Below are 13917 nucleotides of genomic sequence, written 5' to 3' on the forward strand. Positions count from 1 at the left end.
ATGCGCGTCATCAGCTACAACCTCCGCAAGCACGCGGCGATCGGCGAGCTCTCCGCGCTCATCGCCGAGCACGAACCGAATCTGCTGTGCCTGCAAGAGATCGACACCGAGCGTCTGCCTGGCGATCTCGGGCCGATGCACCTCGCCGACGCGACCCGCGGTAATCGGCTCGGCCTCGCCGTCTACTACCACCACGAACGCTTTGAGGCCCTCGATACGAAGGCGGTCTCGCTGAAGCGCTCGCTGCACGACATCATCGCGAAGCCTGCCCATGAGCGACTGCTCGGCTCGCTGCTGTTCGATCGCAAGCACGAGCGGGAGGTCGCCATCGGGTCGTTTCACGCCGCACCTTTGACCGCGCTGAACTCCTTGCGACGCACCCAGATTCACGCCGCCCACGAGGCGCTCGACACCTTCGGTGCGCACCTGCCGACGTTGATGGTCGGCGACTTCAATTACCCGTGGTTCCAAGAGTTTCTGTCGTCGACCGTGCAGCGCTCGGGTCACGAGGTGACGTTGGCCGACTCACGCACCTACACCCGCTACAAGTTCTTCCGCGGGCACTTCGACTTCGCCACCTCGATCGGCATGTCGCTCACCACGGTGCAGACGCTGCCGCAGGGCGTCAGTGACCACATGCCGATCCTTGTCAACGCGGAATACGCCGAACGGGTGCAGAACGCCTGACCCCATTCGGGATGCACGGACCCGTTCCGTCACGGAACGGTAACGTCGACTCGCTAGGCTGGCCTCATGAGCAGGATCGCCGTCGTTCCTGGGTCGTTTGACCCGGTCACTCTGGGCCACCTCGATGTCATCGAGCGCGCGGCCAACATCTTCGACGAGATCCACGTCGTCGTCGTGCACAACCCCGGGAAGAGCGCGATGCTGCCCATTGCGCAGCGGGTCTCACTCATCGAGCAGGCCGTTGCCGATCGGGCGCTGCCGTCGACGATTCGTGTGACGGGCTGGAGCGTCGGGCTGCTCGTCGACTACTGCACCGAGGTCGGCGCACAGGTGCTCATCAAGGGCGTGCGCAGCCAGGTTGACGTCGCGTACGAAACTCCCATGGCGATCGTGAACCGCAACCTCGCGGGCGTCGAGACGGTGTTCATGCTGCCCGACCCCGCACACGCGCACGTGTCGAGCTCGCTCGTGCGCCAGGTTGCGAGCCTCGGCGGCGACGTTGCGCCGTACGTGCCGCGTGCAGTCGCCGAGTTCCTCGAGGAGACGCGCGAGGGCTGATACCCCTGGGGGTATAGTGGTGGTGTTCGTTCACCCCACAAGGAGTCAGACATGTGTCAGCAGATCACCTGCCGAAAGTGCGGCAAGGCCACCTGGACGGGATGCGGGCAGCACGTCACGCAGGTCATGCGCGGCATTCCCCACTCGCAGCGCTGTCAGGGTCACCAGGCCGAGCCCGGCTTCTTCGCGCGCCTATTTGGCCGCAAGTAGGTCTACGCGCGAGCGCGCTCCGGCAGCGTGATGCTCTCGGTGTCAGTTTTGTGCTTGCGCAAGGCATGCCCTCCGATGATGAGCGCGCAGGCGATGATGACGAGGTTCTTGACGATGTACTGACCCTCGATCGTGAGCCCAAACGGGAACACCGTGTACGTCACCTCCGGCAGGAGCACGAGCGGCAGGAAGGTTCCGGGCATCTGCGGAATGAGCATCAGCAGTGCCAGGCGGGTCGTCGGCGGGAATAGGAACGCTAGCCCGATCGCGACCTCCCACACGCCGAGCAGCGGGACGATGATCTCGGGCGTCGCAAAGTAGACGGTTGCGGCGACGAGGTCGTAGGCCGGGCTGAGGTCGCCCATGATCTTCAGCGCACCGAACCAGATGAAGACGACACCGATCGCGAGCCGGGCGAACTTGACGCCGAACCGGTCCATCGTCCAGACGACAAAGCGATCGAACAGGTCAATTCCTCGAGTGATCAGCGCGCGCATCCCGTTCTCAACCTCCGTGGCGTCCCTATGTTCGTGCCGCCAGCGTACGTCGCTCGTCTGAGCAGAGGCCTGACGATCACCGAGGGGGTGGAGCATGCCCGCCCGAGCATGACAGCCCGGGCGGGCGGGGGTGCTCATCGCGGGGGCAGGCACTGCAGCATCAGCTGCAGCTGCCGGGTCTCGCGCTGCTCGTCGCTCATGCGGCGGTGCACCCGGCGCTCGAGCTCGTCGCGACGGTCGGCGATGCGGGGTCGGCGGCTCCACGTCACGAGCGCGACGCCCACGGCAAGGGCGATGCGGTCGATCAGCGTGAGAGAGCGCCCACCGCGGCGGATGCGGGTCGAGCTCGGGCGTATTGATTCGGCTTCGGGTCGACGCTCGTGCGTCGACTGGGGGACAGGGGTGTGGGTCGTGACGGTCACGAGGGGGTTCCTCACTGCGAGTAAAGCGGGTGATACGAGGGAGCCGCGGCGCTCGCGAGCACCGGGCGCCGCGCAGGCGCGGCGGGCGGGACGATGATCCGCCGAGCGCTCACGATGCGCAGGCGCGCAGAGCGAGGGGATCGAGCTTCGTGAGCGTCGCCACCGACAGATCGGGTGGCGAGAGCGCTACCCGCTTAGGCGGTGAGGACGCCGACGACGCCGGCAGTGTGACGGGTCTCTCCCGTGGTGAGAATAAACATGCTCGGCCTCCTTTCGACGTGTGAGCGGACACGAACGTAGCGGTTGCTGCGTGCATCCCGCAAGAGGCATACGGCGATTCGTCGCAAAGTTTTCTGATTCGTCGCCTGCTCGACACGAGCATCCCGCTCTGCCAGGCTCGGACGCATGGAAGCGATCCCTGGCCTGGTTGCCCTAGGCACAGTGTTCATGCTGCTTGGCCTCTTGTGGCTGGTGCTCATCGTTGTGGCGCTCATCCAGATCGCGCAATCGACGGAGCTCAGCATGCCGATGAAGCTCGTGTGGGCCGTGGTCGTGTTCTTTTTCCCTCTGCTCGGCACGCTGGTGTGGTTCATTCTCGGGCGCCGCATCGGCGACCCGTTCCGCTCCTAACCGCATCGAGACGGGAATTCCTCAGCTGTTTTCGTGATTCTTGGGCGTTTCGTCACGCGTGCGTGGCAGAGTACGCAGCGTGAGCACAACGACGAGCGAGACGACGGCCCCGGTCACCGGTGTCATCCCCATGACGGCAGACGAGTTCCGGGAGGCCGGAGACGCAATCCGTCGGGCCATGAACAGCATCCTCGACGGCAAGCCTGACGCCGTCGACACGGCGCTGACCGTGCTGCTCGCCGAGGGGCACCTTCTGATCGAGGACGTACCCGGTGTCGGCAAGACCGTGCTCGCCCGGGCGCTCGCGCGCTGCGTCGACGGCCGCGTCAGCCGCATTCAGTTCACGCCCGATCTGCTGCCCGCCGACATCACGGGCGTCAGCGTCTACCGCCAGCAAACCGGCACGTTCGAGTTCACCCCCGGTCCGGTGTTCGCGCACATCGTCATCGGCGACGAGATCAACCGCGCGAGTCCGAAGACGCAGTCGGCGCTGCTGGAGTGCATGGAGGAGGGGCAGGTCACGGTCGATGGGCGTACGCACACGCTCGCGAAACCGTTCCTCGTCGTCGCGACGCAAAACCCCATCGAGATGGAGGGCACGTACGCGCTGCCCGAGGCGCAGCGCGACCGCTTCATGGCTTGCATCTCGATCGGCTACCCGGCCGTCGACGACGAGCAGCGCATGCTGCGCGACCGCGAGCGTGTCAGCCCGCTGGATGAGCTGCAGCCCGTCGTCGACATCCCCGGCCTCGCCCGGATGATCGCGACGGTTCGCGAGGTCTACGTCAGCCCCGCTGTCGAGCGGTACGCCGTGCTGATCGCCCAGGCGACTCGCGACGACACGGCCCTGAGGCTCGGGGCGAGCCCTCGGTCGACGCTGCAGCTGGTGCGCGCCGCGCGGGCTCGCGCCGCGCTCGACGGCCGCGACTTCGTCGTGCCCGACGACATCGACGCGCTGGCGACGACCGTGCTGTCGCACCGGGTGATCCTCGTGCCGCGCGCGCAGCATCCCGATGGCCGCCCCGTCGGCCACGTCGACGAGGTGATCGACCGCATCGTCGCGACCACACCGGTGCCGGTTCCGGCCTCCGACGACTGAGCCGGCGCCGCCCGTGCCCCGTCCGACCCTCCGCGGCGTCATCTTCGCTCTCGCCGGTACCGCGATCATCGCGCTGGCGTACGTCGTCGAGCGGCCCGAGCTGCTCGCCGTCGGCGTGGTGGCCGCGGCGGCTCCGATCGTGGCGCTCGTGGTGGTGGCGTCGGGCCGCCCGCGGGTGCGCGTGCATCGGCACCTCGACCCCGTTGTCGCGACGGTGGGCGAACCCGTGTCGGTGACTGTCACCGTCGCCGGCCGTGCCCGTGCCGCCGAGTGGGTCGAGCGGGTGCCCATGCGCCCCGGATTCGCTGGCCCCGGCCGCCTGCCCGACGTGCGCCGCACACGGCCGGCGCGGCTCACCTACCGCTATTGGCCGGCCGAGCGCGGCCTCGTCTCTGTCGGTCCGCTGCTCATCGAAGAGCGCGACCCATTCGCCCTTGCCGTGCGCGTCACCGACACGGCGGCCGAGGCCACGCAACTCGTGGTGCCCGAGGTTCTGCCGCTCGCGGCGGGGCCCGTGCCCGAGCCGTCGACCGAGGCGGGCCCGCGCAGCAGCCGCTCGCGTGAGCGCGCCGACGACGACGTCGTCACTCGCGAGTATCGCGACGGTGACGCGCTGCGCCGCGTGCACTGGCGTGTGACCGCCCGGCACGGCGAGCTCATGGTGCGTCAAGACGAACCGCAGGCCGGCCCGCACTCACGGCTGATCGTCGACACCGACCTCGCCGGGTACGCCGACATCGAGCGTCGGGGTCTGCGCCCCGGGCCGCCGAGCGGCCCCAGTTTCGAGTGGGCGGTGCGCATGGCCGCGTCGTCGGCTGCCCACCTCGTCGAGCGCGGCTACGCGGTTGACCTGCGCACGTCGACGCCGCAGGCGCCGCAACCGCCGCTCGCCGACGCGCCCGGCATCTCGGCGGCCCTCGCCCCCGTTCTCGGCGAGCTCGCCCTGTTGCGTTCGGTCGCGGCCGACGGCACGCCGCCGCCGCTCGAGGCGCACCCCTCGGTGCCGCTCATCGCCATTGCCTCGGCTCCGCAGCCGTCCACGATCGACTGGATGCTCGCCCAGCGCGCCCCCGGAACGGTCGCCGTCCTCCTCCTCGTCGCCCCGCACGGCGCCGCCGACGCCCCCGAGGTGCTGGCCCTGGCCGACGAGTTCACGCGCGCCGGCTGGCAGGTGGCCCGCGTCGACCCGAACGTGCCGGTGGACGCCGCCTGGCGCCGGCTCATCGACGGGCAGCCCGCCCCCGCCGAGGCGACAGCGATCCTGCGCGGGGCGACGCCGTGACCGCCCGCGTGCGCGCCGCGCGCCCGGCCCCGACCGCGTGGTGGTTGAGCGTCGCGGTGCTGGTGTCGCTCGGCGCGGCTCTCAGCGCGTTGAGCGTCGTCATCGGCGAGGGCGCATGGTTTGTTCCGACGATGGTGACCGCGGCGATCGCGGTGACTGTCGCCGCGGTCGTGCGGCGTCTCGTGCCCGCGTGGCGGGTGTTCTGGTCGGTTGTTGCCGGAGCGGTCGCGCTTTTTGCCGCCATCGTCGTGCAGTTCGCCGCCGACACGGCGCTGCTGGGGGTCGTGCCGCTGCCGGAGACGTTCCTGCGGTTCTCGCTGCTCATCCGCGAGGGTGAGCTGTCGATCGTCGAGCAGGCGGTTCCTGCCTTCGCCGACGACGGCATCCGCTTCCTGCTGGCGGCCGGAGTGGGGGCGCTCGCCGTCGCTTCCGACGCTGTCGTCGCCGCGACGCGGCGCCCGGCGTTGCTGGCCGTGCCGCTTCTGGCGCTGCTCGCAATCCCCGTGATCGTCGCACCGGGGGCACTGCCGATCGTCAGCGTGCTGGTGACGGCCGCCGCGTTCCTCGTCGTGCTCGCCCTGCACCGCCCCGCGGCCGTCGGGGGAGCGGGCGGGGTTTCGCGCCTCGTCGCCGCCGTCAGCGCGGCACTCGTCGCCGCCGTGATCGTGCCGGGACTTTTGCCGACGGCGGTCGTCGGCGCAAACCCCGCGGGCACGGGGCCGGCAAGCCTCGTCACGGGCGTGAACCCTGTTCTCGAACTCGGCAACGACCTGCGTCGCTCGAGCCCCGTCGAGGCGCTGCGCTACTCGACGGACGCAGAGGGCGGCGTGTACCTGACGCTGTCCCACCTGGCCGAGTTCGCCGGCCAGCAGGTGCTGCCGGTCGAGTTCGACGCCCCCGCCGTGCCGCTCGCCGAGCTGTCGCCGCCGACCTGGTTGCCCGACGAGCTGACGACCGGCACCCTCGACACCCGCATCAGCCTGCGCACGTTGCGCACCCAGTGGTTGCCGCTGCCGCAGGCGCCGGCGACCGTCTCCGGCGTCTCCGGCGAGTGGGTGATCGATCCCGCCGGCACGACCGTGCGCGCCGACTCGGGCGTCGCCCGCGACCTCACGTACACCGTGCAGAGTCTGGTCGCGCAGCCCACCACCGAGCAGTTGCGCGCGGCGACCGCGGGCGGCGACGGACTCGAGGAGTTTCTGCAGATTCCTGACGGGCTTGATCCGAGCATCCCGCAAACCGCCCTCGAGGCGACCTCCGATGCGCGCACCCCCTACGAGCAGGCGATCGCGCTGCAGCGCCTCTTTACCGGCGGCCAGTTCGCCTACTCAGAAGATGCGCCCGTCGAGGGCGGCTACGACGGCTCAGGCGCCGACATCGTGGCGCAGTTCCTCGTCGAGCGCAGCGGCTACTGCGTGCACTTCGCGAGCGGGATGGCACTGATGGCGCGCACGCTCGACATCCCGTCGCGCATCGCGGTCGGGTTTCTGCCGGGGGCGCGCAACCCGCAGGTGCCGAGCGAGTACATCGTGAGCTCTGACAACATGCACGCCTGGCCTGAACTGCACTTCGACGGCCTCGGCTGGGTGCGCTTCGAGCCGACCCCCAGCCTGGGCGTCGTGCCCGAGTACGCAACCGACGACATTCTGATCGGCGACGACTTCGTGCCACCCGACGGCGAGGCACCCGCGCCCGACGAGACCGACCCCGCCGACCCGGCGAACCCCGACGGTGACACCGACCCGGCCGACCCGGCGAACCCCGACGGAGACTCCGACCCGGACGGGCCCGACGGCATCCCCGACCTCGTCGACGGTGACGACGTTGCGGGCGGCCTCGGCAGCGACGGCGGTCTGCTGGCCGATCCCGTGCTGCGCTCGAACCTGATCGTCGCCGCGCTCGTGCTGATCGCGCTCGCGCTGCTGGCGACCCCCGCCCTGTGGCGGGCGAGCCGTCGCCGTCGACGGATGCGCGCCACCGATCCGCTGATCGTCTGGCGGGAGGTGCGTGATACGGCCCGCGACCTGCGTTTGGCGGCCGAGCCGACCCGCACCGTCCGCGAGCTCGGCGCAGGCTGGGGCGTCGATATCGCGCTCGTCGCGCCGCTCGTGACGGCATTGGAGGCGCGGGCCTACGCCGGACCGCACGGCGAGGGCGTCGTCGCGCCGCCCGTCGAGCCCGTCCTCGCCGCGCTCAGAGCGGCCGTGCCGTGGTGGCGCCGCGTGCTCGCGGTGATCGCCCCCCTGTCGCTGATCGACCGTGAGCCCGACGACGCGCGCGTCGTCGTCACGGCTCCATAAGGGCAAGCCACGCGTCGGCGCGGCCATCGAACACGCCCTCGCCCCGGGCGGCCAGGTCGCGCACGCGGCGGGCGTCGCTGAGCACGCGCGCCGCGACATCGTCCGGGTAGCCGAGGGTGCGGCGGTGGGCCGAGAACTCGTCGACGTCGTCGATGTAGGGGTTCACGCGCGGCGAGCGCACGATCACGTCGAGGTCCATGTCGATGGCCGAGGCCCCGAATTCTTCGAGCCGTAGCTCGGCCGCGATGTCGACGTAGAGGCCGATGCGGGCACCCTCGCGGTCGGGAAAAAACGCGGGCATCCACTGCTCGCCGGGCATCAGTACCTTCACGTTCGGCCGGTAGGCGTGGAAGTCGGCCCCCGGGCGGCGGCTCACGGTGCCCTGCTGCTGGCCGAACCAGACGCCCGTCTCGTCTTCGCCGAGCACGATCACCGGATGCACCCAGTGCGGTGACCCGTCCCACTTGCGCCAGCGCAGCTCGGCAGCGGAGCCGGGCTCGAGGGTCATGCTCGGAAGGCTATCGACCGCCCCTCAGCGAACGCCCGGCGCGCCCGCCGACACTGAGAAGCGTGACCGATGCCCACGCCCTCACCGACTGTGCATCGTCGCTGTTCCCGCCCACCCGCGTCGCCGGCCTCCAGCGCGCCGTCGACGCCGTGCCGCGCCTTGGCGCCGCGTACGGCCGCGACCGCAACTACGACCGAGGCCTCGGCAACGACACCACCGTCAGCGCGCTGTCGCCGTACGTGCGCCATCGGCTCATCACCGAGCACGAACTGGTGGCGGCCGTCATCGAGCGGCACGGTGTTCGTGCGCCGGAAAAGTTCGTCCAGGAGGTGTTCTGGCGCACCTACTGGAAGGGCTGGCTCGAACTCAGGCCGCAGGTGTGGCGCGACTACGTGGCCGATGTGAGCCGCCTTGTGGACGATGGCGAGCATCCGCTGCCCGTCGACGCTGGGCTGCGCGAGCGATACCTCGCCGCCATCGAAGGACGCACCGGCATCGACGGCTTCGACGACTGGGCGCGCGACCTGGTCGCCGACGGCTGGCTGCACAACCACGTTCGCATGTGGTTCGCCAGCATCTGGATCTTCACACTGCGCCTGCCCTGGCAACTCGGCGCCGACTTCTTCCTGCGGCACCTGCTCGACGGCGACCCCGCCTCGAACACGCTCAGCTGGCGGTGGGTGGCCGGCCTGCAGACCCGCGGCAAGACGTACCTGGCCACGGCCGAGAACATCGCGCGCTACACCGACGGGCGCTATCGGCCACGCGGGCTCGCGACGACGGCGGAGCCGCTGGACGGGCCTCCCGTACCGGCGGCGACTGCCGCACCCGAGCCGAGGCCTCTCGCTCCCGGGCGCGCTCTGCTGCTGCTGGGTGAGGACGACCTGCACCCCGAGTCGCTGCCGTTTGCCGGCGTCAAGGTGGTGGGGGTGGTGCGGCCGGAGCGGGGCGCGCCCCGCGGTCCAGGGCGTGCCGCAGGCGGGGTGCAGGCGTTCCAGCGCGGCGCGCTCGTCGACGCCGGTCGGCGCGCGAGCGAGCGATACGGATGCGCGGAATCCGTGATCGACGAGGTGCGAGCATCCGAGCTGGTTGCGCTCGCCCACGCGCACGACGTCGACCGCATCGTGACCGCGTATGCGCCCACCGGCTACGCCGCCGACGCGCTCGAGTGGGCGCGCGCGGAAGCCGCCGGGGACGGCATCGTGATCGAGACCGTGCTGCGCGGCTGGGATGCCCGTGCCTGGCCCCAGGCGACGCGCGGCTTCTTCCCGTTCACGGAGCGCATCCCCGGGCTTCTTCGTGATGCCGGAATTGGCGCGTGACACGGCGCCGCGACCGGCGATAATGAGCGATAGCGGCGCCGGTGCCCACCGGCGCGTCACACCCTCGTTGTCAAGGAACCGATAATCATGACCGACACGATGAACCGGTCAACTGCATCCCCCGCCCACCCCCACCTCGACCCCGCGGACGGCCGCCGGGCGTACGAGCTCGATCGCCAGTACGTGTTCCACTCGTGGAGCGCGCAGGGCGCCCTCGACCCCTTCGTGATCGCCGGTGGGGCCGGCAGCGAGGTGTGGAACTACGACGGCGAGCGCTACCTCGACTTCTCGTGCCAGCTCGTCAACACCAACATCGGGCACTCGCACCCGAAGGTCGTTGCCGCGATTCAACAGCAGGCCGCGACGCTCGCCACGGTCGCGCCGTCGCACGCGAACCTCGCCCGCGGCGAGGCCGCCAAGCGCATCGTCGAGAAGGCCGGTCCCGGTTTCTCGAAGGTCTTCTTCACGAACGGTGGCGCCGACGCGATCGAGAACGCCATTCGCATGGCGCGCCTGACGACCCGCAAGCACAAGGTCATCTCGACCTTCCGCAGCTACCACGGCAACACCGGCGCCGCGATTGCCGCGACCGGTGACTGGCGCCGCATGCCGAACGAGTACGCGTGGGGGCACCTGCGCGTGTTTGGCCCGTTCCTGTACCGCAGCGAGTTTCACGCCACGACCGAGGCTGAGGAGTGCGAGCGCGCTCTGCAGCACCTCGAACGGACGATCCAGGCGGAGGGACCCGACACGATTGCCGCGATGGTGCTCGAATCCGTGCCCGGCACGGCCGGCATCTTCGCGCCGCCCGCCGGCTACCTCGCCGGCGTGCGCGCCATCGCCGACAAGTACAACATCGTGTGGATCGCCGACGAGGTCATGGCGGGGTTCGGTCGCACCGGCGAGTGGTTCGCCTGGCAGGGGCAGAGCGTCAACCCGGAGGGCGTCGTGCCCGACCTCATAGCGTTCGCAAAGGGCGTCAACTCGGGCTACGTTCCGGTCGGCGGAGTCGTGATGTCGCCCGAGATTGCGGCGGCCTTCGACGAGCGCGTGTTCCCCGGCGGCCTCACGTATTCCGGCCACCCGCTGGCGATGGCCTCGATCGTCGCCTCTATCGACGCGATGGAGGAGGAGGGCATCATCGAGAACGCGAAGATGATCGGTGAGCAGCACCTCGGCCCCGGCCTTCGAGCGCTCGCCGACAAGCACCCCATGATCGGCGAGGTGCGCGGCCTCGGTGTCTTCTGGGCGCTCGACCTCGTCACCGACCGCGAAACGCGTGAGCCGGTACCGGCCAGCGTGATCGGCGCGCTGAAGCGTGAGCTGATGGCGCGCCGGGTGCTGCCGTTCGCTGCCGACAACCGCATCCACGTCGTGCCGCCCTGCGTCGTGACGCCGGAGGAGGTCGAGCGAGCGCTCGTCGCCTACGACGAGGCGTTCACGGCGGTTACGCAGGGCTGATCAGGCGCGCTCCCAGTGTCGTTGGGGCGGTTACGGAGACAGCGCCGCCTACTGTGATGAGGCCGCGGCATCCACCGTTTGATCGGGGGTGGATGTCGCGGCCCTACACTTAACGGCTATGCCTGCTGCGATTTCTCCCTACCGCGTGTCCGCGCGCGACCTCATGCATCGCCCCGGCGAAATGCGCGAGCGCAGCCTCGAGTTCGCGGCCCCCGAGCAGCTCGGTGTGGGCGCGGCCTACGTCGCTGAGGGCTCGCCGCTCACGATCGCGTTGCGGCTGGAAGGCCTGCACGACGGAATTTTGGTCACGGGTGAGGTCGATGCGACCCTGTCGGGCGAGTGCGTGCGGTGCCTTGATCCCGTCTCGCGACCCCTCGAAGTCGAATTCCAGGAGCTTTTCGCGTATTCTCCTGAGGACGCTGTCGACTACACGGTTCACGATGATCACGTGGATTGTGAACCCGTAGTTCGGGACGCGGTTGTGCTCGCGCTTCCGTTCCAGCCCGTGTGTCGCGACGACTGCCCCGGCCTCGACCCCGAGACCGGCGAAAAGTTGGCGGACCACGCTGAACAGAGGCCGCGCGAGGTCATGGACCCGCGCTGGGCTGCCCTGGAAGGATTCCGGGCGGCTGAGACCGACACCGACTGACACCGGCACCCCCACTGACTGAAGACTGAACCTGGGCGCGCGTGCGCGCCGAGGCTGAGAGAGAAGAGAGACACCATGGCTGTTCCCAAGCGGAAGAAGTCGCGCGCCAACACCCACGCCCGCCGCTCGCAGTGGAAGGCTGAGCTCCCCACGCTCGTCAAGACCGTCGAGAACGGCAAGGTCGTGTACAGCCTTCCCCACCGTGCGAAGGTCGTTGAGGACTCGGCGGGCACCCCGCTGTTCCTCGAGTACAAGGGCCGCAAGGTCGCTGACGTCTGATCGGTCCGACCGATCCGTGGCGATGAGCGCTGACCCCGGGGTGACCCCCGACCGGTCGGCGCTTATTGCCGCGCTCGGGGTCACGATTGACCCTGAGCTGCTCGAGCTTGCCCTCACCCACCGCTCGTGGGCGTACGAGAACGGCGGGGTGGCGAACAACGAGCGCCTCGAGTTTCTCGGCGACTCGATTCTCGGCCAGGCCGTCACGGTCATGCTCTACTCGAGCTACCCCGACCTCGACGAGGGTGAGCTGGCGAAGCGTCGCGCGTCGCTCGTCTCTGCGGTGGCGCTCGCCGAGGTGGCCCGGGGCATCGGCCTCGGCGATCACCTAAAGCTTGGCAAGGGCGAAGAGCTCACCGGCGGCCGCGGCAAGTCGTCGATTCTCGCCGACACGGTCGAAGCGCTGATCGGCGCCGCGTATCTCGACTGCGGCGGCGACGAGGCCACTGCGCTCGTGTTGCGGCTCATCGATCCGTTGCTTGCCGACCCTGCCCGTTTTGGCGCCGCCATGGACCCGAAGACGTCGCTGCAGGAGCTGGTCGCATCTCTCGGCCGCACGGCGCCCGTCTATGAAGTCGTCGACGCTGGCCCCGACCATTCGAAGGTCTTCACCGCGACCGTCGTCGTCGACGGTGAGGGCATCGCAACCGGCACCGGCACGAGCAAGAAGCAGGCCGAGATGGCTGCGGCGTTGAGCGCCTGGACGGCGCTGTCGGCGCGCACGGCGTGAGCCGGCGCGTATGGCGCGAGGCGAGCATCCGTGCCTGAACTGCCCGAGGTTGAGGTCGTCCGCCACGGCCTCGCCCCCGCCGTCACGGGCGCGACGATCGAGCGCGTCGAGGTGCTCGATGAGCGCTCGCTGAAGCGCCACGACGGGCCCGCGGAGGACTTCATCGACCGGCTGACGGGGGCGCGCCTTGTCGCGCCCGTGCGGCGCGGCAAGTTTTTGTGGATGCCCGTGGCCGCGGGCAGAGGATCCTTCGGCGACCCCGTCGAGGCCCTCGTCGTGCACCTCGGCATGAGTGGGCAGGTGCTGTTGCGCTCGCGCGGTGCGGACGATGGTCCGCTGACGCGCATCCGGTTCGAGATCGTGCACCCGGAGCACGGCGAGCTGCTCGTGAATTTTGTGGACCAGCGCATCTTCGGGTCGATGGCGCTCGATGTGTTGGAGGTGACGCCCGATGGGGCGGCCGGCGGCTATGGGTCTGAGTTGGCGCTCGTGCCGGGCCAGGTCGCGCACATTGCGCGTGACCCGCTCGACCCGGCGTTCGACGATGCGGCGTTCATCGCGGCGCTGCGGCGGCGCCGCACGGGCATTAAGCGGGCGCTGCTCGACCAGACGCTGGTGAGCGGCATCGGCAACATTTATGCCGACGAGGCGCTGTGGGCGGCGCGCCTGCACTATGACCGGCCGACCGCGTCGCTGCCCGTTGCTCGCGTTCGCGAGCTGCTCACCGAGGTTCGCGTGGTGTTGGCGCGGGCGCTCGAGGAGGGCGGTACGTCGTTCGACGCCCAGTACGTGAACGTGAACGGAGCGAGCGGGTACTTCAGCCATTCGCTGCGCGCCTACGGCCAGCAGGGTAAGGCGTGCTCGCGGTGCGGAGGTCTGATCGTGCGCGAGCAGTTCATGAACCGCGGCTCGCACTTCTGCCCGCGCTGCCAGCCGCGCGCCCGCCGCCGCGCCGCCTGAGCCGCGGTCGCGCTGGCCGCCGCCGCTGGGCCGCCCCGGCGCTGCCTGTCCTCCCGCCGCGCCCGAGCCCGACGTCGCCTCACGCGTGGGTGACGTCTCTGACTGGCCTTGCCCCGAGAGGTAATCCACCACCCTCAGCAACTTCCACAACAGCGGAATGCCTGACGTGAATTCACGCGTTCCGCTTCTTTGGAAGGCGCGGCAGAGGGCATACTTCGCCGCGAGTGTGCAGTCGTGGCGGGTTTGCCTCACGCCGCACAGCCACAACTGCACACTCGCGCGACCTACTGCTCGCGCGGGCTGTCTCTCGGCGAGGCGAGCCG

General features: G+C 69.8%; 17 protein-coding genes. 13 read left to right on the plus strand and 4 right to left on the minus strand.

Going from position 1 to position 13917, the window contains the following annotated elements:
- The 3 genes from EV140_RS04695 (at position 1) to EV140_RS13305 (ending at position 1455) form a co-directional block, all read left to right on the plus strand.
- Positions 1-687 (plus strand): endonuclease/exonuclease/phosphatase family protein, encoded by a 687-nt coding sequence (locus EV140_RS04695; RefSeq protein WP_130281551.1) that lies wholly within the window; start codon positions 1-3, stop codon positions 685-687.
- Positions 688-753: 66 nt separating this feature from the next.
- On the plus strand, positions 754-1245 hold the full coding sequence (gene coaD / locus EV140_RS04700) for a pantetheine-phosphate adenylyltransferase (protein WP_130281553.1): 492 nt from the start codon (positions 754-756) through the stop codon (positions 1243-1245).
- 51 nt (positions 1246-1296) lie between these two features.
- On the plus strand, positions 1297-1455 hold the full coding sequence (locus EV140_RS13305; protein ID WP_198674348.1) for a hypothetical protein: 159 nt from the start codon (positions 1297-1299) through the stop codon (positions 1453-1455).
- A gap of 2 nt (positions 1456-1457) precedes the next feature.
- Here EV140_RS13305 and EV140_RS04705 read toward each other — a convergent pair whose 3' ends face one another.
- From EV140_RS04705 to EV140_RS04715, 3 genes are all read right to left on the minus strand, one after another.
- Positions 1458-1952: a DoxX family membrane protein gene (locus EV140_RS04705; protein ID WP_130281555.1), complete on the minus strand. Its 495-nt coding sequence runs from the start codon at positions 1950-1952 to the stop codon at positions 1458-1460.
- 134 nt (positions 1953-2086) lie between these two features.
- Positions 2087-2374 carry a hypothetical protein gene (locus EV140_RS04710; RefSeq protein WP_130281557.1) on the minus strand — a complete coding sequence of 96 codons (288 nt, stop codon included), beginning with the start codon at positions 2372-2374 and terminating at the stop codon, positions 2087-2089.
- 194 nt (positions 2375-2568) lie between these two features.
- Positions 2569-2781, minus strand: coding sequence for a hypothetical protein (locus EV140_RS04715; protein ID WP_130281559.1), 213 nt, complete (start codon positions 2779-2781; stop codon positions 2569-2571).
- On the opposite strand from EV140_RS04715, the gene EV140_RS04720 reads away from it, so the two are divergent.
- The 4 genes from EV140_RS04720 to EV140_RS04735 all read left to right on the plus strand — a co-directional run bounded on the left by EV140_RS04720 (position 2780) and on the right by EV140_RS04735 (position 7685).
- Positions 2780-3004 carry a PLDc N-terminal domain-containing protein gene (locus EV140_RS04720; RefSeq protein WP_096421004.1) on the plus strand — a complete coding sequence of 75 codons (225 nt, stop codon included), beginning with the start codon at positions 2780-2782 and terminating at the stop codon, positions 3002-3004. The genes EV140_RS04715 and EV140_RS04720 overlap by 2 nt on opposite strands.
- A 130-nt stretch (positions 3005-3134) precedes the next feature.
- The gene (locus EV140_RS04725) at positions 3135-4103 is read left to right on the plus strand and encodes an AAA family ATPase (protein WP_130281927.1); all 969 of its coding nucleotides are present in this window, start codon (positions 3135-3137) and stop codon (positions 4101-4103) included.
- A gap of 13 nt (positions 4104-4116) precedes the next feature.
- Positions 4117-5385: a DUF58 domain-containing protein gene (locus EV140_RS04730; protein ID WP_130281561.1), complete on the plus strand. Its 1269-nt coding sequence runs from the start codon at positions 4117-4119 to the stop codon at positions 5383-5385.
- Positions 5382-7685, plus strand: coding sequence for a transglutaminase TgpA family protein (locus EV140_RS04735; RefSeq protein ID WP_130281563.1), 2304 nt, complete (start codon positions 5382-5384; stop codon positions 7683-7685). The genes EV140_RS04730 and EV140_RS04735 overlap by 4 nt, the downstream gene beginning before the upstream one ends.
- Here the strand turns inward: EV140_RS04735 and EV140_RS04740 are convergent.
- Positions 7672-8193, minus strand: coding sequence for a ribonuclease FAU-1 family protein (locus EV140_RS04740; RefSeq protein ID WP_130281565.1), 522 nt, complete (start codon positions 8191-8193; stop codon positions 7672-7674). The genes EV140_RS04735 and EV140_RS04740 overlap by 14 nt on opposite strands.
- A gap of 62 nt (positions 8194-8255) precedes the next feature.
- Here EV140_RS04740 and EV140_RS04745 point away from each other — a divergent pair, with 62 nt between their 5' ends.
- From EV140_RS04745 to mutM, 6 genes are all read left to right on the plus strand, one after another.
- Complete coding sequence (locus tag EV140_RS04745; protein ID WP_241971295.1) at positions 8256-9515, plus strand: FAD-binding domain-containing protein; 1260 nt, start codon at positions 8256-8258, stop codon at positions 9513-9515.
- Positions 9516-9602: 87 nt separating this feature from the next.
- Entirely contained in the window at positions 9603-10976 is a 1374-nt protein-coding gene (locus EV140_RS04750) for an aspartate aminotransferase family protein (protein WP_130281567.1), read from the plus strand.
- A 118-nt stretch (positions 10977-11094) separates the two neighbouring features.
- On the plus strand, positions 11095-11625 hold the full coding sequence (locus EV140_RS04755) for a YceD family protein (RefSeq protein WP_130281569.1): 531 nt from the start codon (positions 11095-11097) through the stop codon (positions 11623-11625).
- 75 nt (positions 11626-11700) lie between these two features.
- Positions 11701-11904, plus strand: coding sequence for a 50S ribosomal protein L32 (gene rpmF, locus EV140_RS04760; protein ID WP_130281571.1), 204 nt, complete (start codon positions 11701-11703; stop codon positions 11902-11904).
- Positions 11905-11926: 22 nt separating this feature from the next.
- The gene (gene rnc / locus EV140_RS04765) at positions 11927-12634 is read left to right on the plus strand and encodes a ribonuclease III (protein WP_130281573.1); all 708 of its coding nucleotides are present in this window, start codon (positions 11927-11929) and stop codon (positions 12632-12634) included.
- A 30-nt stretch (positions 12635-12664) separates the two neighbouring features.
- Positions 12665-13594 carry a bifunctional DNA-formamidopyrimidine glycosylase/DNA-(apurinic or apyrimidinic site) lyase gene (gene mutM / locus EV140_RS04770; RefSeq protein WP_130281575.1) on the plus strand — a complete coding sequence of 310 codons (930 nt, stop codon included), beginning with the start codon at positions 12665-12667 and terminating at the stop codon, positions 13592-13594.
- Positions 13595-13917: the final 323 nt, after the last annotated feature.

Origin of the sequence: Microcella alkaliphila (assembly GCF_004216855.1) — a bacterium.
Lineage (GTDB): Bacteria > Actinomycetota > Actinomycetes > Actinomycetales > Microbacteriaceae > Microcella > Microcella alkaliphila.

Bases quoted from the DNA above. Each gene is read 5' to 3' on its own strand.
- EV140_RS04695 (WP_130281551.1), top strand. From the start codon at position 1: ATGCGCGTCATCAGCTACAACCTCCGCAAGCACGCGGCGATCGGCGAG.
- coaD (WP_130281553.1), top strand. From the start codon at position 754: ATGAGCAGGATCGCCGTCGTTCCTGGGTCGTTTGACCCGGTCACTCTG.
- EV140_RS13305 (WP_198674348.1), top strand. From the start codon at position 1,297: ATGTGTCAGCAGATCACCTGCCGAAAGTGCGGCAAGGCCACCTGGACG.
- EV140_RS04705 (WP_130281555.1), bottom strand. From the start codon at position 1,952: ATGCGCGCGCTGATCACTCGAGGAATTGACCTGTTCGATCGCTTTGTC.
- EV140_RS04720 (WP_096421004.1), top strand. From the start codon at position 2,780: ATGGAAGCGATCCCTGGCCTGGTTGCCCTAGGCACAGTGTTCATGCTG.
- EV140_RS04715 (WP_130281559.1), bottom strand. From the start codon at position 2,781: ATGCGTCCGAGCCTGGCAGAGCGGGATGCTCGTGTCGAGCAGGCGACG.
- EV140_RS04725 (WP_130281927.1), top strand. From the start codon at position 3,135: ATGACGGCAGACGAGTTCCGGGAGGCCGGAGACGCAATCCGTCGGGCC.
- EV140_RS04740 (WP_130281565.1), bottom strand. From the start codon at position 8,193: ATGACCCTCGAGCCCGGCTCCGCTGCCGAGCTGCGCTGGCGCAAGTGG.
- EV140_RS04750 (WP_130281567.1), top strand. From the start codon at position 9,603: ATGACCGACACGATGAACCGGTCAACTGCATCCCCCGCCCACCCCCAC.
- EV140_RS04755 (WP_130281569.1), top strand. From the start codon at position 11,095: ATGCCTGCTGCGATTTCTCCCTACCGCGTGTCCGCGCGCGACCTCATG.
- rpmF (WP_130281571.1), top strand. From the start codon at position 11,701: ATGGCTGTTCCCAAGCGGAAGAAGTCGCGCGCCAACACCCACGCCCGC.
- rnc (WP_130281573.1), top strand. From the start codon at position 11,927: ATGAGCGCTGACCCCGGGGTGACCCCCGACCGGTCGGCGCTTATTGCC.